The sequence below is a fragment of the Nocardiopsis sp. ATB16-24 genome (assembly GCF_030271535.1).
In the GTDB taxonomy this organism is placed as follows: Bacteria; Actinomycetota; Actinomycetes; order Streptosporangiales; family Streptosporangiaceae; genus Nocardiopsis.
In genome coordinates this window covers 1-23,818 of sequence record NZ_JASCXJ010000010.1, presented here as the reverse complement: position 1 = coordinate 23,818, position 23,818 = coordinate 1, and the positions used below count along the sequence as shown (strand labels likewise).

20 protein-coding genes, 1 tRNA gene and 1 pseudogene are annotated in these 23,818 nt (G+C 66.8%); 4 read left to right on the top strand and 18 right to left on the bottom strand.

The window, feature by feature from the left end:
• Positions 1-615 precede the first annotated feature (615 nt).
• The 4 genes from PFX91_RS12715 to PFX91_RS12700 form a co-directional block, all read right to left on the bottom strand.
• Complete coding sequence (locus PFX91_RS12715; RefSeq protein ID WP_285731720.1) at positions 616-1,755, bottom strand: hypothetical protein; 1,140 nt, start codon at positions 1,753-1,755, stop codon at positions 616-618.
• A 316-nt stretch (positions 1,756-2,071) separates the two neighbouring features.
• Positions 2,072-2,800, bottom strand: a complete 729-nt coding sequence (locus PFX91_RS12710; RefSeq protein ID WP_285731719.1) for a chaplin family protein — start codon at positions 2,798-2,800, stop codon at positions 2,072-2,074.
• A gap of 160 nt (positions 2,801-2,960) precedes the next feature.
• Positions 2,961-3,965, bottom strand: coding sequence for a hypothetical protein (locus tag PFX91_RS12705; protein WP_285731718.1), 1,005 nt, complete (start codon positions 3,963-3,965; stop codon positions 2,961-2,963).
• 225 nt (positions 3,966-4,190) lie between these two features.
• A complete protein-coding gene (locus tag PFX91_RS12700) occupies positions 4,191-5,513 on the bottom strand; it encodes a M20/M25/M40 family metallo-hydrolase (RefSeq protein ID WP_285731717.1) in 1,323 nt (440 codons plus the stop codon).
• Between the two features lie 143 nt (positions 5,514-5,656).
• Here PFX91_RS12700 and PFX91_RS12695 point away from each other — a divergent pair.
• Positions 5,657-5,741: transfer RNA gene (locus PFX91_RS12695), tRNA-Leu, on the top strand.
• Positions 5,742-5,823: 82 nt separating this feature from the next.
• On the opposite strand, the gene PFX91_RS12690 is transcribed toward PFX91_RS12695, so the two are convergent.
• The 14 genes and pseudogenes from PFX91_RS12690 to PFX91_RS12625 form a co-directional block, all read right to left on the bottom strand.
• The gene (locus PFX91_RS12690; RefSeq protein ID WP_285731716.1) at positions 5,824-5,997 is read right to left on the bottom strand and encodes a hypothetical protein; all 174 of its coding nucleotides are present in this window, start codon (positions 5,995-5,997) and stop codon (positions 5,824-5,826) included.
• Positions 5,998-6,044: 47 nt separating this feature from the next.
• Positions 6,045-6,672, bottom strand: a pseudogene (locus tag PFX91_RS12685) (IS701 family transposase); the annotation flags it as partial.
• A gap of 190 nt (positions 6,673-6,862) precedes the next feature.
• A complete protein-coding gene (locus PFX91_RS12680) occupies positions 6,863-7,477 on the bottom strand; it encodes a hypothetical protein (protein ID WP_285731715.1) in 615 nt (204 codons plus the stop codon).
• Between the two features lie 7 nt (positions 7,478-7,484).
• Positions 7,485-9,146 carry a DEAD/DEAH box helicase gene (locus PFX91_RS12675; protein ID WP_285731714.1) on the bottom strand — a complete coding sequence of 554 codons (1,662 nt, stop codon included), beginning with the start codon at positions 9,144-9,146 and terminating at the stop codon, positions 7,485-7,487.
• 12 nt (positions 9,147-9,158) lie between these two features.
• Positions 9,159-11,492, bottom strand: a complete 2,334-nt coding sequence (locus PFX91_RS12670; protein WP_285731713.1) for an ATP-binding protein — start codon at positions 11,490-11,492, stop codon at positions 9,159-9,161.
• A gap of 302 nt (positions 11,493-11,794) precedes the next feature.
• On the bottom strand, positions 11,795-12,562 hold the full coding sequence (locus PFX91_RS23135) for a very short patch repair endonuclease (protein ID WP_352231665.1): 768 nt from the start codon (positions 12,560-12,562) through the stop codon (positions 11,795-11,797).
• 14 nt (positions 12,563-12,576) lie between these two features.
• Positions 12,577-13,875, bottom strand: a complete 1,299-nt coding sequence (locus PFX91_RS12660; protein WP_285731711.1) for a DNA cytosine methyltransferase — start codon at positions 13,873-13,875, stop codon at positions 12,577-12,579.
• Positions 13,876-14,546: 671 nt separating this feature from the next.
• Positions 14,547-15,029 (bottom strand): DUF2637 domain-containing protein, encoded by a 483-nt coding sequence (locus PFX91_RS12655; protein ID WP_285731851.1) that lies wholly within the window; start codon positions 15,027-15,029, stop codon positions 14,547-14,549.
• A 188-nt stretch (positions 15,030-15,217) separates the two neighbouring features.
• Positions 15,218-15,478, bottom strand: a complete 261-nt coding sequence (locus PFX91_RS12650; RefSeq protein ID WP_285731850.1) for a tyrosine-type recombinase/integrase — start codon at positions 15,476-15,478, stop codon at positions 15,218-15,220.
• A gap of 153 nt (positions 15,479-15,631) precedes the next feature.
• The gene (locus PFX91_RS12645; RefSeq protein WP_285731849.1) at positions 15,632-16,507 is read right to left on the bottom strand and encodes a fumarylacetoacetate hydrolase family protein; all 876 of its coding nucleotides are present in this window, start codon (positions 16,505-16,507) and stop codon (positions 15,632-15,634) included.
• Positions 16,508-16,538: 31 nt separating this feature from the next.
• Positions 16,539-16,835 carry an MTH1187 family thiamine-binding protein gene (locus PFX91_RS12640; protein WP_285731710.1) on the bottom strand — a complete coding sequence of 99 codons (297 nt, stop codon included), beginning with the start codon at positions 16,833-16,835 and terminating at the stop codon, positions 16,539-16,541.
• A 35-nt stretch (positions 16,836-16,870) separates the two neighbouring features.
• Positions 16,871-17,875, bottom strand: coding sequence for an AEC family transporter (locus tag PFX91_RS12635; protein ID WP_285731709.1), 1,005 nt, complete (start codon positions 17,873-17,875; stop codon positions 16,871-16,873).
• 108 nt (positions 17,876-17,983) lie between these two features.
• A complete protein-coding gene (locus PFX91_RS12630; RefSeq protein ID WP_285731708.1) occupies positions 17,984-19,243 on the bottom strand; it encodes a hydroxymethylglutaryl-CoA lyase-like TIM-barrel protein in 1,260 nt (419 codons plus the stop codon).
• Positions 19,244-20,071: 828 nt separating this feature from the next.
• The gene (locus PFX91_RS12625) at positions 20,072-20,443 is read right to left on the bottom strand and encodes a winged helix-turn-helix transcriptional regulator (protein WP_285731707.1); all 372 of its coding nucleotides are present in this window, start codon (positions 20,441-20,443) and stop codon (positions 20,072-20,074) included.
• A gap of 82 nt (positions 20,444-20,525) precedes the next feature.
• Here PFX91_RS12625 and PFX91_RS12620 point away from each other — a divergent pair, with 82 nt between their 5' ends.
• The 3 genes from PFX91_RS12620 (at position 20,526) to PFX91_RS12610 (ending at position 23,718) form a co-directional block, all read left to right on the top strand.
• A complete protein-coding gene (locus tag PFX91_RS12620) occupies positions 20,526-20,936 on the top strand; it encodes a RidA family protein (protein ID WP_285731706.1) in 411 nt (136 codons plus the stop codon).
• Positions 20,937-21,214: 278 nt separating this feature from the next.
• Positions 21,215-22,624, top strand: coding sequence for a cytochrome P450 family protein (locus tag PFX91_RS12615; protein ID WP_285731705.1), 1,410 nt, complete (start codon positions 21,215-21,217; stop codon positions 22,622-22,624).
• Positions 22,594-23,718, top strand: coding sequence for a cytochrome P450 family protein (locus PFX91_RS12610; protein WP_285731704.1), 1,125 nt, complete (start codon positions 22,594-22,596; stop codon positions 23,716-23,718). Before PFX91_RS12615 ends, PFX91_RS12610 begins: the two co-directional genes overlap by 31 nt.
• Positions 23,719-23,818 lie beyond the last annotated feature (100 nt).

Here is a 23,818-nt window from a genome sequence, read left to right as displayed (position 1 = left end):
CCTTCGTGATCTGTCCGGCCGCGGTCCGTCGGCGTCCTGTGGGAACCGACAGTAACCGAAACGCCAGGTCCTCCCCATCGGTGGGCGAGTGGCCGTCCTCGCGCGGGCGAGGTCACCGCGGCCCCGGGCAGGACGTCCTGCTCCCACCCACCGGCATCCGCAGAATAAGCTCTCCTCGCACCAGTACCGGCCCGTAGCGTACGCGAGCCGTCCCCACGACGCGCGCCGATCGGCCGTCACAGCCTCTGACGAGCACCCACAACGTCCCCATGGAGTGACTTCGGTCACACTTGACAGGAGCCGGGTGTTCACACTTCCGAAATGCGGCGAGTCCTCCCGGATATTCCCGGAAGGACTCGACTCACGTCCTGGGCCGGCGGCCCCGTCCTCACTCTCCCGCAGTCCACCGCTTTCCTCACGGAACGAGGAGCGAGGACGTACGGCCTCCGGCCCTTCGACGCGCACGGCACCGTGCGGTGCCGGTCACGGAGGACCCCACCCCCGCCGACGCCGCCCCATGGTGTCCGACACCTCGCAGTCCACCGCTTTCCTCACGGAACGAGGTGCCGGACCATCAGGGCCGCGCGGTCGCGGATACGGTCCCCCGTACGCTCGTCACAGACCCACGCCCACGGCTCCCAGCACCTGGTTGACCGGGTCGACCAGACCGGGCATCGAGGACTGGGGCAGCTGGGCGGCGTGCTGGGGAGCGTGCTGCTCCACGGCCTGCGCGGTGGTCTCGCTCACCTCGTAGTGGACGGGCAGCATCTGCGAGACGGGGATCTCGGGCAGTTCGCTCACGACGGGCACCGCGTCCAGCGCGCTCGCCTGGTGCCGCGTGGCGCTCTGGTGCTCGACCACGGCCCCGGTGTCACTGGCGGCGACACCGGCCACGCCCAGGACCGCCCCGACGGCGTTGCCCGCGACGTTCACCGGGACGTCGCCGTCGACGACCAGCTGGTTGCCGCCGACCGCGGAACCGTTGCCGGAGGTGGCGATGTGCTCGTGGCTCTCGTGCACCACGGCACCGGTGTCGGTGGCCGCCGCACCCGCGACACCGCCCACCGCGGCGATGGCGTTACCGGCCAGGTTCACCGGAACGTCCAGGTCCACGACCGCCTGGTTCCCACCGACCAGGGAGCCGTTGCCGGAGGTGGCGATGGACTGGTGCTCACGCGGTGCCGCCTGGTGCTCGCGCGGCGCCGACTGACGCAGCACGCCCGCGTCCACACCGGAGGTGTCGGGCAGGGGCAGGATGGTGGCGTTGCGGGAGACCTCGCCCACCACGTCCATGACCGTGTACTCGACGGGCGCGGAGTGGTGGTGGCGGTGGCCGTGGCTCTCGTGCACCACGGCGCCGGTGTCGGTGGCCGCCGCACCCGCGACACCGCCCACCGCGCTGATCGCGTTGCCCGCGACGTTGACCGGGACCTCCGCGTCCACGACCAGCTGGTTGCCCCCCAGCAGGGAGCCGTTCCCACTGGTCGCGACGTCGGCGCCGTGCCGGTCGCGCTCGCTCACGACGGCCCCGTTACCGGTGCTGTCGGCCCCGGCCACGCCGAGGACCGCCCCGACGGCGTTGCCGGAGACGTTCACCGGGACGTCGGCGTTGACCACGGCCTGGTTACCGCCGAGGACGGAGCCGTTTCCGCTGGTCGCGGCGTCGCTGTCGGCGAAGGCCACTCCGCTGCCCAGCGCGACGAATCCCGCGGTCAGCAGCACGGACTTCGCTGAGGTGCTGGCCCACTTACGCATGTGGGAGGTCCTTTCAGAGAATGTCGATGAGAAGGTGTGCTCGGGCCACAGGCCGTTCCGCGCCCCTGGATGGGGTGCGGGCCTTCGGCCAAGGCCGGGGATCATCCGGTCGGCTTCGCACCTGGGCGGTGCGTGTCACCGGTTCTGGGGAGTGCGCCGCGATCTCGGTCCACTGGTTGCGGGTGGACGCGCGCACCCCGTCGGTCAGCTCGCCTCTCGGGGCGGGGCTGACGTGAACCCCGAGCACATGGCCTGGGCCGGTGCTACGGGACTCGCGTCAGCCCCCGGGCCGCGGGAGCGGCCCGGGGAGCCGTCCCTAGGCGCGGGCGCGGCGGCGCCTGCCGAACAGGACCAGTCCGACACCGGCCGCGACCGCGGCCACGGCGGCGGCCAGCCATCCGGCCAGGGCGCCACCGTCGGTTCCGGTCAGCGCGAGCTCGCCCGACGGGGCCGAGGGGGCCTCCGCGTCCGTCACCGGCAGAGCGGACACCTGCGGGTCCCTGTCGTCTCCGTCACCGGGCTCGTCTCCGTCACCGGGGTACTCGCTCTCGGGCTCGTCCTCGCCCGGGTTCTTCGGCTTCTCGGGCTTCTCCGGCTTCTCCGGGTTCGGCTCCTCGGGCTTCTTCGGCTCCTCGGTGGGGTCGTCGTCGGGGCCGTCCTCGACCACGGCGTCACCGTCGACGCAGTTGGCGCCCGCCACACCGACGACTCCGACGGAGTTGCCGCAGACGTTGACGGGGACGTCACCGTCGACGACCAGCTGGTTGCCGCCCAGCAGGGAGCCGTTGCCCGAGGTGGCGATGTCCCCGTCGCGGTCGCCGGCCACGGCGTCGCCGTCGACGCAGTTGGCGCCCGCCACACCGAGGAGGGCGATGGCGTTGCCGCAGACGTTGATGGGGACGTCGAGGTCGGCCACGATCTGGTTGCCTCCGCCGATGGAGCCGTTTCCGCTGGTCACGGTGTCGGCGTAGGCGACTCCTCCACTGGTGGCGAGCAGTCCCGCCGTCACCAGCGCGGCGATCCGGGCGTGCGTGTCATAGGTCATGGGGTGTCCTTTGGTCAGCGAGAAGGTCGGCCGATCAACTGCTCGTCGGACCGCGGACGGAGAGCTTCACGCTCCGGGAAGGCCGGGAGGAAGGCGCGCCCATGACGGGGCGGCTGCGCGAGAAGGCGCACGGACCGGCCGCGGTCGTATGACGACGCGGCTAGTCGGGCGAGAAGGAAGGATCGTCCGCGGCGTCACGGACGACCAGGGTGGGGTCGCCGGGAAGGGCGACCCGCTGGGACCGGGGAGCCAGGTGGCCGGCCCGGGCCATGAGGAACCCGGCGGCGCCGGGAGCGGGGAAGGACGGGGCGGAGGCACCTGCGGCGTCGGCCCCAGCCGGGTGATGCGCTCCGCCCGCGATGAGGCGAAGACGATCCCCGGAGTCGTGATCCGCCTCTGGGGCGGAGGTCTCGGCGGCGGCGGAACTCCACACGACCGGGTCCACGGGCAGGTGGACGGCGAGGTCGGAGTCCGTGACGACCCGCTCCTCGCCGGGTTCACGGTCGTCGGTGTCCAGGTCGTCCTGGACCGAGGGCCGGTCCGGTTCGGTCGCGGGCTCCTCGAAGGCGCCGAGGGCGGGCAGGGGCAGCGGTTTCGCGGTGTTCACGGCACCGTCGATCCGACCGTGGATCGAGCGGGTGGAATCGGTCAGTCCCTCCGCGACCGCCTCCACCAGACGGCCGTCGCGCAAGGACCCGTCAGCGGACCTCACCACCTCGTGGCCACGGCCGGCCAGTCCACCGATGAGGTCGCCCGCGTCACGGGCGGTGTCGTCGATGGCCCGGGCCGTCCCCTCGACCACCCTGCCGGCCGCGTCACCGGCCCCGCTCTCGTCGAGCGCGGCCGTGGCACCGGTCCCGTGCAGGGCGGTGTCGGCGAGCACCTCCGCGGTGGAGGCCACACGATCCGTGGTCTCCAGGACCCGCGTGCCGCGAAGACCTTGGGCCGTACCCTGGTCCGCCTGCTCGACGTGGTCACCGACCTCCAGGATCCGGTCGACCAGACCGCCGGACTCGGGGGCGGCCTCACCATGGGCGACGCCCATGCCCCCGGCCAGCCATGCGACGGCGACGATCCCCGACAGGAGCAGCAGCCGAGTGAGGGAGTTCCGGGACAAGCGGGCAGCGCGGCTGTCTTGCAGCCACTCCTGACCCGCGAGCACCATGGGTGTCCCTTCGCTCCGCTACCACTGGACGGTCCCGCGCGGCTTTGCCGTCACGGTCGCACGCCGACGCCGAGGCTCCGCACCCGCAAAGACGGGAGGAGCACGACGCCGCCGAACTGACAGCAACATTAACATCACCCTGGGTTACCGTGAGCCGAATCGGCGGGCCGCGCCGAGAAAATTCTCGACACGGCCCGCCGGTGGGCGCCGTAAAACGGAACGAAGTCAGCTCAGCCCGACGAAACGGTCCAGTACACGGACCCCGAACTGGAGGCCGTCGATCGGAACCCGCTCGTCCACCCCGTGGAACATGCCCGCGAAGTCCAGCTCCGGGGGCAGCTTCAGGGGCGCGAAGCCGTAGTTGCGGATCCCGAGCCGGGAGAAGCTCTTGGCGTCGGTACCGCCGGAGAGGCAGTACGGAACGGCCTTGGCCCCCGGGTCCTCGGCCAGCAGGGACTCCGACATGGCGCTGACCAGGCCGCCCTCGAAGGAGGTCTCCACGGCCGGCAGGTGGTGGATGAACTCACGGCTGACCTTGGGCCCCAGGAGTCGGTCGATCTCGGCGAAGTACTCGTCCTCGGTCCCCGGAAGGAAGCGACCGTCCACCTGTGCGGTGGCCTCGCCCGGAATCACGTTGGCCTTGTAGCCGCCGCCCAGGACCGTGGGGTTGACCGTGTTGCGCAGGGTGGCACCGATCATGCGGGCGATCGGGCCCAGGCGCGCGACCGTGGCGTCGACGTCCTTCTCCTCGAAGGGAATGCCGAACTCCTCGCAGATCTCCTCCAGGAAGGTCCGCACGGTGGGAGTGAGCTGGAGGGGGAACCGGTGCTCGCCGAGCCGGGCGACGGCCGCGGCCAGCTCGGTGACGGCGTTGTCGTCGTTGACCATCGAACCGTGCCCGGCGGTGCCGCGCGCGGTCAGTTTCATCCAGGCGATGCCCTTCTCCGCCGTCTCCACCAGGTAGAGGCGACGGTTCTCCTTGACGGTGAACGAGAAGCCGCCGACCTCGCTGATCGCCGCGTCGCAGTCGGCGAACAGTTCGGGGTGCTCGTTCACCAGGTACTGGGCGCCCCAGGTGCCGCCGGCCTCCTCGTCGGCGAGGAAGGCCAGCACGATGTCACGCGGCGGACGGCGCCCCTCGCGCAGACGCTGGCGCAGCATCGCCAGGACCATCGCGTTCATGTTCTTCATGTCGATCGCGCCGCGCCCCCACACGCAGCCGTCGGCGATCTCGGCCGCGAAGGGGTGGTGGGTCCAGTCCTCGGGGGCCGCCGGAACGACGTCGAGATGGCCGTGGATGAGCAGCGGGGGGCGACTGGAGTCCTCCCCCGTGATCCGCGCCACGACGTTGCTGCGCCCCGGGTGCTTCTCGTAGATCGTCGACTCGACGCCGACCTCGTCGAGCTTGCCCGCCACGTACTCGGCGGCCTTACGCTCCCCGGGACCCGAGTGGTCGCCGTAGTTGGAGGTGTCGAACTCGATGAGCTCGCGGCACAGGTCGACCACCTCGACCTCGGCCGCGCTCGGCTCCCTGCCTGGCTCCGCCATCTGATGCTCCCTTCCCGTCGCACCTTCTGTCCTGCTGTGTTCCCGACCTTGTCACGGTCTTCCCCACCGGAAAAGCTGGTTCGTGACCCCTCAGACCTTTGCTATGGTTGTCCTGTCCGGCGCGAGAGCGCCGCTCATGCCCGGTCCGGGTGGCGGAATAGGTAGACGCGCTAGCTTGAGGTGCTAGTGGCCGTTAAGGCTGTGGGGGTTCAAGTCCCCCCTCGGACACAAGGAAAGGCCCTGGTCACGGGGCCTTTTTTCATGCCCGGGAGTGCGTGAGCGCAGATGTTCATCTTGTCTCGTGCCGGGTTTATTGGAGGCTGGGAACCAACGCCTGTGTTGACCCGGTCTCGCGGTTGATGCCGAGCTGGTCAGCGGTGCGGGCGATCGCCTCGTCGCAGGTGGCCGGGTTACGGCGGGCGTCCACCGCCCTGCGGGTGGCTCGTTCGCGCAGCTCATCGGGGTACTTCCTCGGTGCTGGCATGTCTCTCATCCTTCCCAGGTTTGAGAGCCTCCATCACCTCCGGCACGAGACACCCATCCGAAAGGGACCTGGGCTTGGAACGCTCTTTGCAGCATGGCCAGGCCGAGTTCGTTCTTGGTGGCGAAAGGGATCTCATCACCGATGCCCGCTGCCCGGCACCGGTCGCGCTCTTGGGTCCAGGCTTTGAGGAGATAGAGCTCTCGGTCGCTCAACCCCCGCCCCACGGGGCCGGCGTAGGCCAGGAACACACCGATCCAGCGGTTCTCGATCCGCCCTGTGGTACCCGAGTACTGACGGGCCATCCCGGCCGACTTCGTGCCCTTTTTGAGGAATGCCGGTGTCGTCCAGGATCAGCACCCCGTCGTCGGGATCACCCAAGGCCTCCACCACCAGGTCACGGACGTCGTCACACACACCGTCGGTGTCCCAGGCGTAGAAGTTCAGCAGGCGCTGGAGGCGTTCGGTGCCCTGTTCGCCGCACATCTGGGCCAGGGTCCACCCGTTCTTGCGTTCCAGTTCGCTGAGCAGTCCGCGCAGGGAGGAGGTGGCCTGGCGACGAGATTCGACGCGAGGGAAGCGGTGCGCGAAGGAGGCGGTGAACTCAGAGAAGCACCGCGACCAGGTCAAGGTCAGTGATGGCCACACACGGTTACCTACCTTGCGCGACCACCACATCGCAACCTGCCGTTGCAGTACTAAACATGGAGGAAGTCATCCTATCCAACTGAGCTGTTCTCCACCGCACCAGGTGAACGAAGATAACGAGATCCGTTTCGCCGATCACGCCCCGTTGATGTCCAGGGAAGTACCCTTGCTTTCCTCCGTCAAAACCCGAGGTTAGTGCCGTGACGACGGGAGTAATGGATTACCCAATGTATTCAGGGTTCGGCATCAAGGCGCGGTGGAGGTGTTTTAACTCGATCCCGCAATGTTTAGTGACCAGCGCCTGCCGTTCGCATTCTGAAGGGCTGATGGTCTCACCATCTCGGGTCGCGACGACGGCTGCCGGGGCGACGGGCATGTCGATCGCCTTGTTGAGCGCGGCCCAGACGAGATCACGAAACGATCCCGGGCGACCCCAGCACACGTAGCGCTCCAAATCCTCGTACATAGCGTAGCAGTGGTTCGGTTTCTCACCGACCGACTCAGGGCGGAGCGCCCATCCCTGTTCACACACGGATCGCACGATTTCCTCGGGGCCACGGAAACGGCGAACGGCGTACTGCACGTAATGCCCGATCCCCTCCTGCGCACGTCCGTACTCCTTCATCGCGACGTCCTTAATCCAGACGCGTACCCTTCTCTCATCCGCGTAAGAGAGGAGGACCCCACCAACTTGAGGGTCCTCGATCCAGCGCACGTACTGGGAAGTCTTCTCGGTGTTCCCAAGAAGGTCCCAATCCATCTCGTCGGCTTGGCGGTACATCTCGATGAGAAGGCCGTCGCGGACCTTCGGAGGCAGTTCAAGACGGCGTGACAAGGTGCTTCTACTCCTGGGGGGCGAGTGCGGCGGGGAACTGGAGACGATGCTCATCGTAGGCGGTCTCCAGGCTGGCCGCGTCCTTGATCCACTCTTCCATCAGCGCGCCGACGCGCTGGTCGCTGAAGTCGATCTGGGAGGGGCCGACCTTAGTCAAGGTCTCGACACCCCCGTCGCTGTTCAGCGCCCGTTTAAGGTTCAGCGCGGCAGCGACACGGCGCAGATCGCTGACGAAATCGAGGACGGTCACTCGTTCCTTGCCTTCGCGCAGTCTTAGCCCACGGCCGAGTTGCTGTACGAAGATCCGCCGTGAGTGTGTGACGCGGGCGAAGCAGAGTATATTGACGTCAGGTACATCGACGCCCTCGTTAAGGATATCGACTGAGGTGAGGATCGGGACCTGCCCCGAACGGAAAGCAAGAAGGCGGTCGCGTCGCTCACGCTTTGTCAGACCGGTATGGATGGAAAGCGCGCTGTTCCACACCGGTGTTCGGCGTAGGACCTCGGCGAGCCGCTCGGCATGCTCAATCGTGCGGCAAAAGACGATCGCGCGCGGGCGGACAGTCGAGACCCATGCCTCGGCGAGTCGATCCCGGATCGCCTCGTCGCGCTGAGGAAGAAACAGCCGTGCATTGAGTTCGGCGAGTCCGTAGGAATGGGCGCTGGCCTCCCTGACAATGTCCCAGTCGATATCATCGACGAAGAGACGATAGTCCACTTGGGCGAGGTACCCCAAGCGCATCCCCTCCGCGATGCCCAGGGTGAAGCTAGGCTCCCCGAGTTGGTGGCTGATATCGTGCGCGTCGCCCCGCCAGGGGGTCGCCGTGACCCCTAGATGTCTGGACTGGGAGAGGATCCCAAGCAGCTCGTCATATTGGCCATCGCTCCCGATGTGGTGGGCCTCGTCGACCATCACCAATCCTGGCCGGTACCCAAAACGCGCCGCAGAAAGAGCGGAACCGACGGTCGCACAGGTGAGTCCGGAAAGATCGTCCGGTCGGGTATCACCAGTAAGAAGGCGAGTGGGAACCTCTTTCGGTAGATGCCGCCATAGCGCTCGCTCCAACTGCTGGACCAAGTCCTTGGCATGGGCGGTGACCAAGATCTTGTCGCCTGGATTCTCGCGAAGATGATTAGCGATGGCCTCGCCACCGACCACGGTCTTGCCGAGACCGGTGGCGAGGACGAGGAAGGCGCGTCCGGTCGCGTCAAGATCCGAGATGAGGGCCCGAAGAGCGTCGGCTTGGTATGGGCGTAAGTCGACCGTTCCGAAGCGTTGGGGAACGCGATCGAAGCTCGTACTCAAGTCCCCACCACTCCACAGGAGGATCTCAGGGATGATACGAGCGAACTCAGCGACCCGACGTCGGGCGTCCGGGCTAAAACGGGTGTTGGTGACGACCACGGCTTGACGCGCTCGATATCGGTCCCGCGCCCGAGCGACCTCCTCCACCGCGTCGGCCCCGACCGCGCTCTGACGCTTCCACTTGCACTGGAACACCCAGTCCTGCCCCTTGATTCGGGCGAGGATATCGCCCCCCTCGTCACCGGAGCCATCGATGTTGGCGACATCGGTGAAACCGAGATGCCAAAGGAGTCTCTCGATCCGTCGGGGGAACTGCGACGGTCCGGAGTCCAACAACGACGAGGGTGTCAGGAAACCGCTCATATCCGTTCTCGCTTACATGGCCTCGGTGAGATCGCGCTCAATCAGACGACAGCTCACACGGATCCGTGAGAGCTCTTCAAGGTCGAGACGGGGACGGTGTCCCTCCAGTAGCGCGAGATCACTGAGGGGGTTGATTAGGCGCTCGACGACGAGTTCGCGGGCGCCAGGATCGGTGAGGGCAGCGTAGGAACGTTTGAAGACCTTCCCATCGAGGAACTCACCGGGGGACGCCTTGACGACCCGGATGATCGCTTCCGCCGGAGCGTAGGCGATAAAGTCGCCGTTGGCCAGGGCGTCGTTCCACGCCGTAGCCTCCGATGACTCGACCGCGAAGCGGCGTTGCGCGGTCGCGAGCTCATCCTTGGTGAGGAGTGGCCAGTGGATGGCGGGATTTTCCGAGACGGGACCGACCATGCAATTCCTGATCCGCTCCATCAGTCGTTCGGCCTCATCAGCCATCGCCGCTGGTGTCAGCTGCGGGCTCGAAGACTGAGCCTTGAGGTCGGCGACGATCGTCGCCAGTGGAATGGATACGCCGCCAACTCGAACGCGCATGAACTCGGCGACCTCGACGAGCGCTATGTCTCGCATATCCGTGCCGAAATCACGGAAAAGCCGGTGGTTGGTATCAATGAAGACCTCGAGTTTGGGTGGACGGAGCATGATCGGGAACACGGGCACGGGCTGCTCCTCTCGGTCGAGAAGGGTTTTCCCGCCCTGAACCGCCCACGCGGTGAGGGTGACTCGCCCAAGATCGGCGTGGATGTAATCACCTGACAAGTCCACGATGGACGTGGCGCTGTCGCGGTAACGCTGGATGCGTTCGTCGAGTGTCTCGGAGGATGGGGTCGATCGCTCAGTACGCCCACCGGGTGTGGAGCCGGGGGATGGAGTTTCCTCGCCTGTGTTCTCGGACGGATCGAGAAGATCCGAGCCGAGGCCTGGGAGGATGTCATCCGAGCCCGGATCAGGATCACCGGTGACGGGGTTGTCGTGCTGGTAGGCCGCGCGGTACCAGATCTCGTCCGATTGATAGTCGGGATCACCACTACGGAAGAGTTTGGCCCATTCGCGTGCCTTCTCGTGCAGGGGGTTGCGCCCGTCGCCAGGGATGAGGTAGTTGAGGCCAGCCTCGTTGCGCCGGAATCCCGTGTAGAGGAGGGCTAGAGGACTCTGGTTTTCGCGAAGCCCCAGCCGTTTGGCGATTTTCGGCCGCAGAGGACTGTCACCCCTGATCGTTCGGATGACTTGACGCCACTCAGAGGTCTCGAACTCGAAGGCGGTCTTCTGGTAATTGGGCATCACGTGATCGCAGTGGATCTCACCAATGATCCTGCCCATCGGTATTTTCGAGTCGATGGGGTATTCGTCCTCCGGCTCGGACATCTCGGCCTCATCCTGCCACTTGAAGACACGCTTGTCCTTCATCAGGATCTTGCGGCCGTTGCGAAGGAAGTCGATACCGTAGTCGTTCCTGTGGACGTAGCGCTGGATCCCTAGCCAGCCCCAGATGCGCCGTTCGCGAAGCTCGAGTCGATCGCCCTCGCACTCGTCGCAGACCTCTGAGTCGACAGAGCTCCAGTACCCGCAATCCATACAGGCCTTCTTGCCGGGCAGTGGCTTGTCAACGTGTTGTACGGCGTGGATCTCCACACCACTACGCGTTACGTACCGCTCCTCACCCCAGACACAGGGGATCCGTGGTTGGACTTTCTTGCCGTTGATCGTCAGCAGGAAACCGCGCTCGGAGAGGAGATAGCTGTAGACGTCGCCGAGCTTGTCCCTAATGGCCTTGTGATTGTAGGAACGCTTGACGTAGTCGAACTGTTCGGTTTTCAGATCACAGATGATGATGGTCGTGCCATGAGCGTTGGGATCCGACTTGGGAACAAGGCGATAGGGGGCGTGGTACCGGGAGGAACGACTGATCGCCGTTAGGTCCAGGTCGACCTCGATCCAGTGAGAGTCCTCGACGCGGCCTGTGCGGACCGTGGTCTTACGGCCGAGTCTGGCCGTGCTGATGTTGAACCCCATACCGAACAGGCCGAGGGAACCATGACGGGCGTTACTCGACCACCCAGCGCGGATCGCCCGGTTGGCCTCGGCAAGGCTCATCCCACGTCCAGTGTCCTTGACCGTGATCGCCGCGCTTGCTCGATTGGAGTTCTCTGGAGGCAAGGAGATCGCGACCGAGGGGCGCGCGGCGGTGTCGCTATGGGAGTGGAACTCGTCGAAGGCGTTGTCGACGAGTTCGGCCAGGCACTGCCAGGGCTGGAACTCGATATCCCCCAGCACTCCGAGAATCCGCGGGTGCGGAGTGACATCGATGTACTCGGTCTGGGTCACTGATAGGGACCTCTCTCACATCGGCGTGTGTCCGACTGGCGGAAGACGCGGTCGGCTCCGCGATCCATTCGGACGATGGGAAGTGGTGGCTGTCGGTGGGGGCAAAGCCGGGCGCCGGTATGTCCCCAACATTAACGTCCAGACGGGACTTTCCTGGAGAAAACGAGTCGCTCTAGGAGGGCGCCGCCCTAGCGAGATGTCAGACTGTCGGCACGGTCAGAGAGTCCGTCGGAGTCGTCATCGACAAGCGTGGTCGAGTGGAGACCTCGTGAGGATCTCCTTTAAACCGTGGAGAGGCGCTTTCAGGCGGACCGACTCGGTCGTACCGTCTCCAGCACGCGTGTAGCCGCCGTTTCCGGAGGTTCGTGCTCCCACACACGGATAACAGTCCACCCCTCCCCGGTGAGGATTCGATCGGTCTCGGCGTCCCGGTCACGGTTCCCAGCGATCTTCTGTGACCAGAAGTCCATGTTCCTCGTGGATGGGCGATAATGCTCCGGGCAGCCGTGCCAGTAGCAACCGTCCACGAAGACGGCCACCTTAGCCTTCACGAAGACCAGGTCAGCGGTGCGCCGCAGTTCGGATATCGGTCGGGCGGAAACCCGGTAGCGCAGCCCCGCCTTGTGAAGGATCGACCTCAGTCGCTTCTCCGGTGCCGTGTCACAGCCACGGTTGCCCTTCATCGACGCCCGCACGGCGGGCGACGATGCCCAAGAATCAGAGGAGCGTCGGGGACGGCACACCAAGTCTTTAGCGCGGGCCAGCTTCCACGCCGCAGCAAGGTTATCGGCCCGTGTGTCGTGATCGACCTGCCCCAAGTATCTGGTGGGGGACCTCCCCTTGTCCCACCATCGAAGGTAAGCGTGGATCCGGCGTGTCTTGGGGAAGAGCCTCAGCACGACAGAGGCACGGGCGGTCCGACCATCACCTAGATCCACCCATCGCAGCTCCCGTCCTCCCGCAGCCTTGTCCTGCTCGGCGACGATCGCGGCGCGGCTCCTGCCGGGACGTGCTTTCCACGCCTTCGCGGGAGGCTGCGACTCCTTCCACCGATGGCGCTTGTCGGACATTTCCTCCCCTTCCACTATTGTCGCTCGACCTGATCCAGGGCCTGGGCCACGGCCCGCGCGAACGCCTCGCCCAGTAGCACCGGGACGGCGTTACCCAGCTGGCGCATCTGCTCGGTACGCGGCCCCTCGAGTTTCCAGCTATCGGGAAACGTCATCACTCGGGCGGTCTCACGTACCGTCATATACCGGTGTCGGTACGAGCAGCCAGACGGGTCCGAGGTGTCGGGAGTAAGGTCGTCGGTCAGCATGACCAACTCGCCACCGGCCACACCATGGACACCGGCCTTCACGGTCTTCGCCGGACGGTCGAGCTCGTTGGGAGTATGGCCTGGATAGATCCGGGCGTTCGGCCAGCCGATGTGATGGGTGAACTGCCCCCGCCCGTTGTCCTGACGGTCCAGTCTGTCCCACGACACGGGTGGTAGGGGGTCTTCCTCACCAATCCCGGCGAGGGCGTCGCGCAAGGTACGCCACGGTCTCCTGTCATCCTCCAACGGCAGTGCCGAAGGCAGACGGTCCATAACGTCCCGCCGGACGTAGCTGGGGACCTCACGGTGGCGTTCCCAGTACCCACCCTCAAGCATGGAGCGCACGAGTGCCGCCTCGGAGTACTCGGGCTCGACGGCGGCCTTGAAAGCATCGACGTCCACGCCTAGGTCCGATCGAAAAGCAACGATGATGACACGATTACGAATCTGCGGCACCCCGTAGTCGGCCGCGTTCACCCGGGTCATGATCACTTCGTACCGCTCCGACGGGTCCACCGCTCCGTCTGCGGCACGACGCCTCAGCGCCGCGTCGTGCTCCCGCCAAGTCCTGTCGCCCCGTTTCTCGAAGGGGAACTCGAGTTCGCGCAGGATGTAGTCGAAATAGGGTTTGAACGAGGGGCGCAAGAGACCACGGACGTTCTCACAGATCACGGCCTTAGGCCTGATCTCCCTGACCGCCCGGAACATCTCCGGGAACATGTCACGTCCATCCTCGTCGCCCTTGGCGACACCGCCCAGGCTGAACGGCTGGCACGGCGGCCCCCCCGCGAGGACGTCAACTCGTCCTTCCAAGTACCTCATATCGAGGTGCCGGACATCACCAGCGAAGAGGGGCCACGGCTCCCCAGGGGCAGGAACCCATCCCAAGCCGTCGAACCGCTTGGCGCCGTTGACCTCTAGCGTCTGGCAGGCACGCACGGCGAGCTCGTTGAGCAACAGCGGTCGGAAACCCGCGTTGTGGACGGCCATGGCCAGCCCACCGCCACCGGCGAACAGCTCGACGGAGGTCCGGTCAGGAGTTGAGTGTAGAGGGAGATCGGACACCGAAAAACCATACCGCGGACTCTGAGTAGATCAAGGCTTTTCCAAGATGATTACAAGATCTTGATTCTCGGGCTCGCGATCGGCTATCCAGCCTGGGGCGCCGTGAAGCGCAACACAACACGCCGCGAGTCGCGGAGAGTACACGATCAGACGAGCGGGGACAGAGACGACCACGTCACGAGCTCACCGCCCCGCAGGCGCATTCCCCACGCTCGGAGGAAATCGACGAGCTTCCAAGACCTCTCCCATGGTCTCAAGCCATTCGCCGAGCCAGGCGACGCGCTCACTAAGGGTTTGCCGAGAAATAACTCACTGCTGGAGGCGGATCTGTCAGTCTTGTGCCGTGACGTCGGGTGAAGAGCAGACAGTCGCGTTGGACACGCTGCCGCTGCCGAAGTCACCACCCCACCCAAGACCAAAGGGTAACGCGGGCCCCTGGACCGGGTCTCATGTCGGGATGCCCCAACGCATCGGCCTCTCAAACAGAAGACACGAGGGACTCGTCTTCCTGAGCCAGGGCCTGATCCAACTTGCCCCTTCGTCCCCGCTGACTGATCAATCTGCCCCACCAGGGCTTACAACCGAAGGCCGTCGCAATCTGATTCCCCGTAGGCAATGACCCGTGCTTCCTCTAATGCTCCAAGGCCTATCGCCATGCGCGTACCTGGATTTCAGGCGGCGCAGGGTGACTCGGTTCGCCCCCGTCGGGTGTACCGGTGTGCTGCTCGCGGACGACGTACAGCCCCGTCTCCTCCGCCTGCGCTTGGGCTTCGGAAGCCGGAGGGATATCTTCGGTATGCGGACGCAGTGCGTACGCTCTTCACCGCAGTGCGGAAATCGCGCATGAGCAGCTCGTAGGCACCGATCAGCGCGAACGACGGCCGGGCGTGGATGATCCTCGACCACACCGTGGGATCGGCTACCGCGACGTTGGCCGCCAGGGAAGCGCCCGAGCAGATGATGAGCAGCGTCCAGGGCAGCAGGCCGCCTCTGCGACCGTGGCGGGCGCTGCTCAGCAGCGTCATCGAGGCGCCCACAATCATCCCGTCGACCGACAGCGGGAACAGGGCCGCCCGCCACTCGGGCTCACCATGGCGCAGCGCGAGTTCGTACATGTGCGAATAGGAGACGACCGCCGCGATGCCAGCGAGCATCAGCACGGCGGCGATGGTGGTCCAGCGGGACCAGCGGGAGGAATCCATTCCAGGTCACCGCCCGACAGGTCGAACTCGGTGACCAGACGAACCCGGCGTTCAGGTGAGGTGGTACTTACCTTGGGGCCATAGAAGAATCGGTCTTCTTCCCCTCGGACACAAGGAAAGACCCTGTTCGCAGGGCTTTTTCATATCCAGGTCGCGACGGAGGACGCAACGGGATCGTGTCGCCCGAAGAGGGCCGCCACCTGCTCAGCCGCGTGGGCCTGCATCCCCGGGAGTGCGTGAGCGTAGATGTCCCTCGCGATGGACGGGTCGGCGTGACCCGACCTCCCCTGAACCACCTTGACGGGAACCCCGACCTGGAAAGCCGGCGTCGCCCACGTGTTCCTCAGTTCGTGAAGCCGGACATCCTTGAGCCCGTGCCTGTGGATATTGGCACCGAACACCCTTGCCACCCTGGCGGGATGGTGTCCCGGGTGAGGGCGGACGCGGGCCGCGCGGGCGCGACCGTTCGAGGACCGCGACCGCTCGGGGACCGCGTCCGCACGGAGGGACGTCCACACGGAGGAACGTCCGCTCCCGTCCCAGGCACCGGACGGTCAGTGCGTTTCCGCGACGGGGTCGGGGCCGGAGTCCGTCACGGTGTGGCGCTGAAGCCCCAGGGGGCCGCCGTCGAGTTCCACCACGTCGCCGGAGGCGAGGTAGACGGGAGGGTCGGACGTCATCCCGGTGCCCGCGGGGGTGCCGGTACAGATCAGGTCGCCCGGCTCCAGGACCATGAAGTGGCTGAGGTAGCGGACGAGCCAGGCCGGGCCGAACACCATGTCCTTCGTGGAGCCGCGCTGTCGGGTCGTTCCGTTCACGTCCAGCCGCAGGTCGAGGGCGCGGACGTCGGCGATCTCGTCGCGGGTGGCGAGGACGGGGCCGCAGGGGGTGAACGTGGGAGCCGCCTTTCCCTTGATCCACTGCCCTCCGTGCTCGAACTGGAGAGCGCGTTCGGACACGTCGTTGACGAGCGTGTAGCCGGCGATCGCCTCCTCCGCGTCCCGTTCGTCGGCGAGGCGGTAGGCACGGCGCCCGATGACGATGCCGAGTTCGACCTCCCAGTCGGTCCTGGTCGACCCCGGCGGGAGGACGAGCCGATCGTGGGGTCCGCTCAGCGTGTTCGGGGCCTTCGTCGTGATGACCGGTTCGGCGGGCACCGTCTGACCGGTGGCGGCGGCGTGGTCGGTGTAGTTCAGCCCGACGCAGATGATCTGGTGCGGTCGCACGATCGGCGGGCCGATCCTGGCGCCCTCCAAGGGTCGGGCCTTCCCGGCGGCGACCCGTTCGGCGACCAGGGCGTCCAGCGACGCGACCGTGTCCGATGCCAGAAAGGAGGCGTCGATGTCGCCGACGGTGTCGGACACGGCGACGTAGCGGTCCTCTCCGACACGGACGGCGGGAACTTCCGCTCCGGCGGGGCCGATGCGCATGAGGTACAAGGGGTCTCCCAGAGGCAGGTGTTCACATGTCGTTGAGGTGGGCCTCGACGGAGGCGACCTTGCCGTCGAGCGCCCCGTCGGTCCCCGGGCGGATGTCGGCCTTGAGGACCAGCGTGGTCCGGCCCGCGCCCTCACCCGCGGCCTCGACGGCGCGCCTGACGACGTCCATCACCTCTTCCCACTCCCCCTCCACGGTGGTGAACATCGCGTCGGTGCGGTTGGGAAGGCCGCTGTCGCGGACGACCTTCACGGCCCTGGCGACCGCCTCTCCCACGGATTCCCCGCTACCGAGCGGACTGACCGAGAACGCGACGAGCATCTGTGTTGCCGTTCCTTCCATGTGTCGTGGTCGCGTCAGGCGACCAGGGCCGTGAGCGGGAGCGTGATCAGGGACAGGGCGCTGGTGACGACGACGGAGGCCGCGGCCTGTTGGGCACCGGATTCCTTCTGCTGGGCCAGGACGTAGGCGGTCGCGGCGTTGGGCAGCCCGCACATCACCACCGTGGTGAAGGCCCACACCGGGGGCATCGGGAAGACCACCGTGACCAGGGCGACCGCGATGAGCGGCATGATCGCCAGTTTCACCACGACCGTGCAGCCCAGTTCCGGTATCGCCACACTGCCCTCGCGCAGCGCCGACACGGCCCGGCGCAGGGTGAGGCCCACGGCGAACAGGGCACCGGGCGCCGCCGCCCCCGCGAGCATGTCGATGGTGTCCGCGGCGGGTCCGGGAAGACGCCACCCCACCAGCGCGAAGAGCAGCCCGAGGACGACGGAGAGGCTGACGGGGTTGAGGACGACGCTGCGGAAGATGGCTCGTCCGGTGCTCTCCGCGGGTGCGGGCGGTGGTGCCGTCGCTTCCTGTCGGGGGGACGGAACGGTCTCCATCACGCGCCTGCGTTGGACCGCCAGGGTCGCGCACAGGGGGTAGAGCACCATGAAGAACATGTTGTGCAGCAGTTGGCCCAGGGCCACCGGCAGCGCCGCCTGCGCTCCCACCGCCGTGACCAGGAGCGGTACCCCCAGGTAGGCGACGTTGCCGTAGCCGGAGAGCATCGACGTGGTGAGCGCCCGGGGCATCGGGTACCGGAACAGGAACGCGCCGAGGAGCAGGCCGAGCACCGATCCCAGGACCAGGATGGTGAGGTTGGCCGCGATGAAGGACCAGGATATTCCCTCGGACAGGTCCGAGCCGGCGACCGCGGAGAACAACAGGGCCGGGAGCGCTATGTAGAAGACGAAGTCGTTGACGGCCTTCTGCGCGTTACCCCGGAAGTGCTCGGAGTAGCTGGCGAGGTATCCGATCAGGACGATGACGAAGAGGGGGATCATCGTCGACAGCAGTGGGGCGAATCCCATTGCGGGCGGACCTCTCGGTTAGTCGTGGCAAGGTGTGCCCCGGTGTCCGCCGTGCGGCGGGCACCGGAAACGGCGTGTGCGCGGGCCGCGCACACGCCGCCGAAGGAATCAGACGGCGGGCGCCCGGTCGGGGGCACGCTCTTGGAGGACGTCCAGCGCGGCGTCGTGTACCGCGTCGAGCCGGACGATGTCGGTGTAGAACTGGTGCACCTGGCGCAGGAGCTCCTGGAACCGCTCCCGTTTCGCGGGGTAGAGCGTGTTCTCCATGTGGTCGGTGAGGCGGGCGGCGACCGCTTGCAGGAACTCCTCGTCCTCGGTGAGGTGCTCCGGGAATCCGGCGTTCTCCAGTGCCTGGGCGACGGTGGTGGGGAAGGTCCCGATGGGGTTGAGGAAGTAGTCGACCGGGCGGCTGACCCCGAGGTAGTCGGGGACGTTGACGATCCCGGCGTTCTCGTTGCGCACCAGCATGCCGCTGACCGGACGGTAGACGTTCGGCAGCACCATGAAGACCTCTTCGGCCAGGGACGCGGCGCGGGACAGCTTGTCGGTGTCCAGTTCGGTCCCGGCCACGGTGATACCGCGTTCGGAGAAGATCTGGCTCATCACCTCCAGGTTGGCGAGTCCGGCCCTGTTGCCGAACCCCGCCACACCGCCCTCGATCATCTGGAAGCCGTGGAAGACCGAGGCGAGGGAGTTGGCCAGCCCGAGCCCGCGGTCGTCGTGGGAGTGGAGGTAGAAGGTGGTGTCCGGGTTGTCCCGGACGAGGTTCGCGGCGAGGATCGCGGTCGCCTCCGGGAACAGGGTCCCGATGGAGTCGTTCACCCTGACCAGACTGATGCCCAGCGCCCGCACGCGGTCGATCTGTTCGTTGATGAACGCGTACCGCTGCTCGTCGATCTGGTGCGAGAAGGCGTTGAGGATGCTCGCACGGAAGGATCCGACGCCCAGCCCGGAGAGGTGTTCGTGCGCGCGTTCGAGCAGCTTCTCCTCCTGGCGGTGCTCCACCATCCCCAAGCTGACCTGGATCTTCGCCAGGTAGTCGCGCGGAATGACCTTCAGGGCCTCGCTCAGGGGCTCCCAGGTCTTCAGCGTCAGGTTGAAGACGAACTGGGTGTCCTCCGGGATCCGCCCCAACATGTGCTGTGCGTGCAGGCAGCGGAGGAGGAAGCGCGGTTCGGTGAGCCCGGAGCCGAGGTCGATGTCGCGCAGTCCGCCCGCGGTGAGGGCTTCGATCAGCTGGAGCTTGTCGTTGTCGTCGGCCCCGTAGAGGGCTCTCTCGCCGCCCTCACGCATGGTCTCGTCGGAGATCCCCGTGATCTCGAAGTCGGTGTAGCGGGGCACGTGCCCGCTCGGCATGGTGATATGCAATTCCACTCCCTGGGAACACGGATGTTCTTTCGACCTGCCGAAACGTATTGTTAAAAACTCTTCGAGGTAGCCTTATAGCCGCCGGACGTGGCTCATTCGACCGACGGAAATCGACCATAGATCTACTTGAGTCGATTCGCTTCGAAAAGGCTAACGGAGCACACACCGAACCTTAAGAGTGATGTGGGTCACAACAATGATCTTCGCTGGTCAGGAAAGAAATATCTCCTCATGTCGATCCCGACCTTCGGGTGAACAAGGAATGCGTCCGGGTGACATATGTCCTGACCTGCGTATCGAGCCGCTTCCACGTCGCCGACGTGAAGCCGTGGAGCGTGGAAGATCCAGGGTCTTCCCTGCGTACCGCGCCCGCCCCTCTCGTGGGAGAACGCTTGTCACCGGGGCCGCACGGCCGGACGTTCCCGAGGCCGCCCTCCTTCTTGCGACGCGAATTCTGCCACTTCGCGAACATCGTCCACGATGACACCACATACCCCTTGTATTACAGAGAGGGTGCTCGGGAGTTCTCAGCCGGCACTCCGCGTTCCAGCGCCTTCCCGAGTGAGGGGAGGTCGCGTCCGGCCGGAGCGGGGGCGACCTTCGGCTTCAGGGGCGAAAGGCTCCACGGTCGGCGATCGGAAGCAGCGTCGTGTCCGCCGTTTCCTGACCGGGCGGGCGCGGTGGGAGCCGCCGCTGTCTCCGTAAGCTGTCGCTACCGAGAATGAGCGGTGGATTCCGAGGTCATCCGTTGCCGTGGTGCCCCCCACCAGGATTTCGTGGAGCGTCCGTCTCCAGCACTGATCCGGCCCCGCCACGCGGCCCGCCGTGTCACGCTTCGTCGAAACGCCTACGTGCGCGCCGGACGTCGGGCAGGGTCGCGGCGGTCCAGTTCCAGAGCGCGTCGATGAGTTCCTGGAGGGTCGCCCCGAGCGGCAGCAGGCGGTACTCGACGGCGACGGGGCGCGTGTTCACGACGACGCGTTCGATCATGCCGTTGCGTTCAAGGCGCCGCAGTGTCGTCGTGAGCGATTTCTGGGTCACCTCCGGTATCGCCCGGCGCAGCTCGTTGAAGCGCCGGGGGCGCTCGCACAGCCTGTCGAGCACCTGCAAGGACCATTTGTCGAGCACCTGGTCGAGCAGTTCCCGGTGCTCGGCGGTGAGTCGGGGCGATTCGGAGTCGGGGCTGGAGGTATCCGTCATGAAACCTGGTCTCGTTGAAGTTCCCTTTCGCTACAAGGTAGTCCTTGGATACCTGCAAGAGAAACGAGCGAAGGGCTCTGCGATGGCCGTACGGCTCCTCACCCCCGAGGGCATGTTCCAACCGGTCCCCTACCACCATGTCTCGGTCGGCACGGGCACCCGCCAGGTGCACGTGGCCGGTCAGATCGCCCGCGACTCCGAGGGGAACCGCGTCGCCACCGGCGACCTCGCCGGCCAGCTCGCACAAGCCCTGCGCAACACCGCGCGCGGGCTGGCGGGCGCCGGCGCGAGCTTCTCCGACGTCGTGCGGCTCAGGTTCTTCGTCACCGACTGGAGCCCGGAGAAGTACGACGACTTCCTCGCCGGCATCGACCTCGTGAGCGACGAGCTCGGGATTCCTCGCCCCCTGCCGCCCCTGTCCGCCATCGGCGTCGACTACCTGTTCGAGCCCGACGTCCTGGTCGAGGTCGAGGCGTTCGCCGTCCTCGACTGAGAGAGGGCTCCTCCGCGCTCACGTTGCCGGACTCGGCCACGCGCCGCGATCGTGTCCGTGTGGTCACTTCGGGCTTCGAAAGCGACCACGCGGACACGGTCGCCGTTCACCCACGGTGCGCCGGAGGGGCCCTGTGTTCCGTTCACCCCCCGAAACCACGCGCTGCTTTACTGTGTGGCGTTCAGACGGCGGGGCCCACCGGAACGGAGCGCCCCGCCACTCCCCCCGCGTACCCGTGGCCCCCTCGACGGCCACGGGGAGGAAGGAAGGCTGCTCACGTGCGTTCCGATGGGTCCGCCCGCTCCGCGTCCCGTCCATGTCCGGTCACCGCGGCCCGTGAGGCGGCGGTACCGCTGTACGGACAGTCCGACACCCCTGTCCCCCACCTGCTCGACCAGTTGCGGCAGCGCTTCGGCTCCCTGGCCCCGGTCGAGGTCGCACCGGGGGTGCTGGCCTGGATCGCGTTGAGCTACGACCTCAACCGCGCAGTCCTCCAGGACGCCCGTGCCTTTCCCCGCGATCCGCGCCGGTGGAAGGAGGCCAAGGAGGGACGTGCCACCCCCGACAAGGTCCCCGGCCCCTTCTGGTACTTCCGCAACGCCCTGGCCAGCGACGAGCCCGACCACAGCCGCTACCGGGAGGTGATCGTGAGCGCCCTGGACACGATCGCCGCCGACCGCGCGCGCGTCACCGTCGACATGATCGCGCACGACCTCATGGTGGACCCGGCGGCGACGGGCGAGGCCGACCTGGTCGGCGACCTGGCGTTCAGGCTCCCGCTGTTGCTGCTCAACCGCTACTTCGGGCTCGACGACACGCACGGCCGTCGTCTCGTCGAGCTGATGCGGCAGGTCTGGGACGGCGGTGCGGAGGCCGAGGCGGCCATGGGCGGCCTGTTCGCCTACGCCCAGACCGTCACCCTGGAACGGCGTGCCGCCCCCGGCCAGGACATCGTCTCGCGGATGATCGCGCACCCCAACGGTCTGGACGACGAGGAGGTCGCCCACCAGCTCATCCTCATGATCTCCGCCGCCCACGACCCACTGATGAACCTCATCGCGAACACCTTCCACGAGTTGTTGACCCGCAACTCCTCGCGTGTGGCCGTGATGAGCGGCAACAGCCGGATCGAGGAGGTGGTCGACGCCGTTCTGTGGAAGGCCCCTCCGATCATGCTCATGCCCGGTCGCTATCCTGCCGAGGACATGGAACTGGGGGGATGGCAGATCAGCGAGGGCGACTGTGTGATCATCGGCTACGGCGCCGCCCACACCGATCCTCACATCCTGGCGCACATGGACCCGGCGAGCTCGTTCGGGTCCCGTGCGCATCTGTCCTTCGGCACGGGCTCCCACCAGTGCCCCGCCCGCAACCTCGCACGGCAGATCGCCGTCGACGCGGTCACCACGGTGATCCGTCTGCTCCCCGACATGGCCCTGTCCGTGCCGGCCGACCGGCTGCGCTGGCGCACCTCCCCGTTCGCACATGGCTTGGAAGCGCTTCCTGTCGCCTTCACCCCCGTCCAGGCCGTCCCCCGTGACACCCCACCGTCTGGAGAGCAGAGATGTCCCCACACCCCCAGCCCCTCGTCCTCGCCCCAGGAGACAACCGGAACCTGGCGAGGCATCTTCGTGATGCCGGACCGGTGGCGCGAGTCGTGGTCGCGGATCTGGAGGTCTGGGCGCTGACGGGGGACGAGGAGCTGCGGTCCGCCCTCAACGACCCCCGTTTCCGGCGCAACTGGCGCACCTGGAAGGCGTTGAACGCCGGACAGATCCCCCCGGACCACCCCGTGGCCGCCATGGTGCACCTGGACAACATGTTGACCGCCGACGGCGACGAGCACCGAAGGTTGCGCGGCCTCATCTCCCAGGCGTTCACCCCACGCCGCATCGAGGCGCTGCGACCGGCGGTGGAACAGATCACCGGGGAGTTGTTGGACCGCCTGGCCGAGCGCCCCGACGCCACGGTGGACCTGAAGGAGGAACTGGCCTACCCGCTGTCGATCGCGGTCTTCTCGGAGCTGTTCGGGTTCGAACGGAGCGATCACGACCGTATGCGCGCGATGGTCGCCACCGCCTTCTCCGGAGGCTCCCCCGAGGAGGTCCGGCGGATGCGCGCGGAGGTGGACGCCTTCCTGTCGGAGCTGGTGGAGGTCAAGCGCGCCCATCCGGGTCCGGACATGACCTCGGCCCTGGTGGCCGCCAGGGAGGAGGGCGACCGGCTCAGCGACGCCGAGTTGCGCGACACGCTCTGGCTGATGGTCACGGCGGGTTTCGAGACCACCGCCTCCGCTCTGGTGAACGGCATCCGCACGCTGCTCGACCACCGGGACCAACTCGCCCTCGCTCGGACGGGGAAGGTCGCGTGGCCCGCCGTGGTGGAGGAGGTGTTGCGCCACTCCACGAGTGTGGCGGTCCTGCCGTTCCTGTTCGCGGGCGAGGACGTGGAGATCGGCGGCGTCACCGTACGCGAGGGCGAACCTCTGCTGCTGGCCTACCTGGCGGCCAACCTGGACACCCGTCGCTACGGTGAGAGCGCCGAGGAGTTCGACCTCACGGAGGAACGGCCGCGCCACCTGGGCCTGGGCCACGGTCCGCACACCTGCTTGGGCGCCGCGCTGGCCCGTATGGAGTTGCAGACGGCCATGGAGGGGTTGTTCCTCCGCTTCCCGGACCTGGCCTTGGCGGAGGAGCGCCCGCAGGAGCTGCCCTCGGTGTTCATCCACTCGCCTCTGACCCTGCCGGCGCGACTCGGCACGGCGGCCTCGGCCTCCGCGTAGCGGCGGACCCGCCGGTGCGGCGCCCGCGAAGGGCCGGGGCCGCACCGGTGGGCCGTCGGCGGGACCGCCCCGCGCCGTGACGCCCCAGGCGCAGGCCCGG

Coding starts and splice junctions, on each gene's coding strand:
- PFX91_RS12620 (WP_285731706.1), top strand. CDS start 20,526: ATGGCCGTACGGCTCCTCACCCCCGAGGGCATGTTCCAACCGGTCCCC.
- PFX91_RS12705 (WP_285731718.1), bottom strand. CDS start 3,965: ATGGTGCTCGCGGGTCAGGAGTGGCTGCAAGACAGCCGCGCTGCCCGC.
- PFX91_RS23135 (WP_352231665.1), bottom strand. CDS start 12,562: ATGTCCGACAAGCGCCATCGGTGGAAGGAGTCGCAGCCTCCCGCGAAG.
- PFX91_RS12645 (WP_285731849.1), bottom strand. CDS start 16,507: ATGCGCATCGGCCCCGCCGGAGCGGAAGTTCCCGCCGTCCGTGTCGGA.
- PFX91_RS12690 (WP_285731716.1), bottom strand. CDS start 5,997: ATGCCAGCACCGAGGAAGTACCCCGATGAGCTGCGCGAACGAGCCACC.
- PFX91_RS12700 (WP_285731717.1), bottom strand. CDS start 5,513: ATGGCGGAGCCAGGCAGGGAGCCGAGCGCGGCCGAGGTCGAGGTGGTC.
- PFX91_RS12675 (WP_285731714.1), bottom strand. CDS start 9,146: ATGAGCGGTTTCCTGACACCCTCGTCGTTGTTGGACTCCGGACCGTCG.
- PFX91_RS12635 (WP_285731709.1), bottom strand. CDS start 17,875: ATGGGATTCGCCCCACTGCTGTCGACGATGATCCCCCTCTTCGTCATC.
- PFX91_RS12640 (WP_285731710.1), bottom strand. CDS start 16,835: ATGCTCGTCGCGTTCTCGGTCAGTCCGCTCGGTAGCGGGGAATCCGTG.
- PFX91_RS12655 (WP_285731851.1), bottom strand. CDS start 15,029: ATGCTCGCTGGCATCGCGGCGGTCGTCTCCTATTCGCACATGTACGAA.
- PFX91_RS12710 (WP_285731719.1), bottom strand. CDS start 2,800: ATGACCTATGACACGCACGCCCGGATCGCCGCGCTGGTGACGGCGGGA.
- PFX91_RS12715 (WP_285731720.1), bottom strand. CDS start 1,755: ATGCGTAAGTGGGCCAGCACCTCAGCGAAGTCCGTGCTGCTGACCGCG.
- PFX91_RS12625 (WP_285731707.1), bottom strand. CDS start 20,443: ATGACGGATACCTCCAGCCCCGACTCCGAATCGCCCCGACTCACCGCC.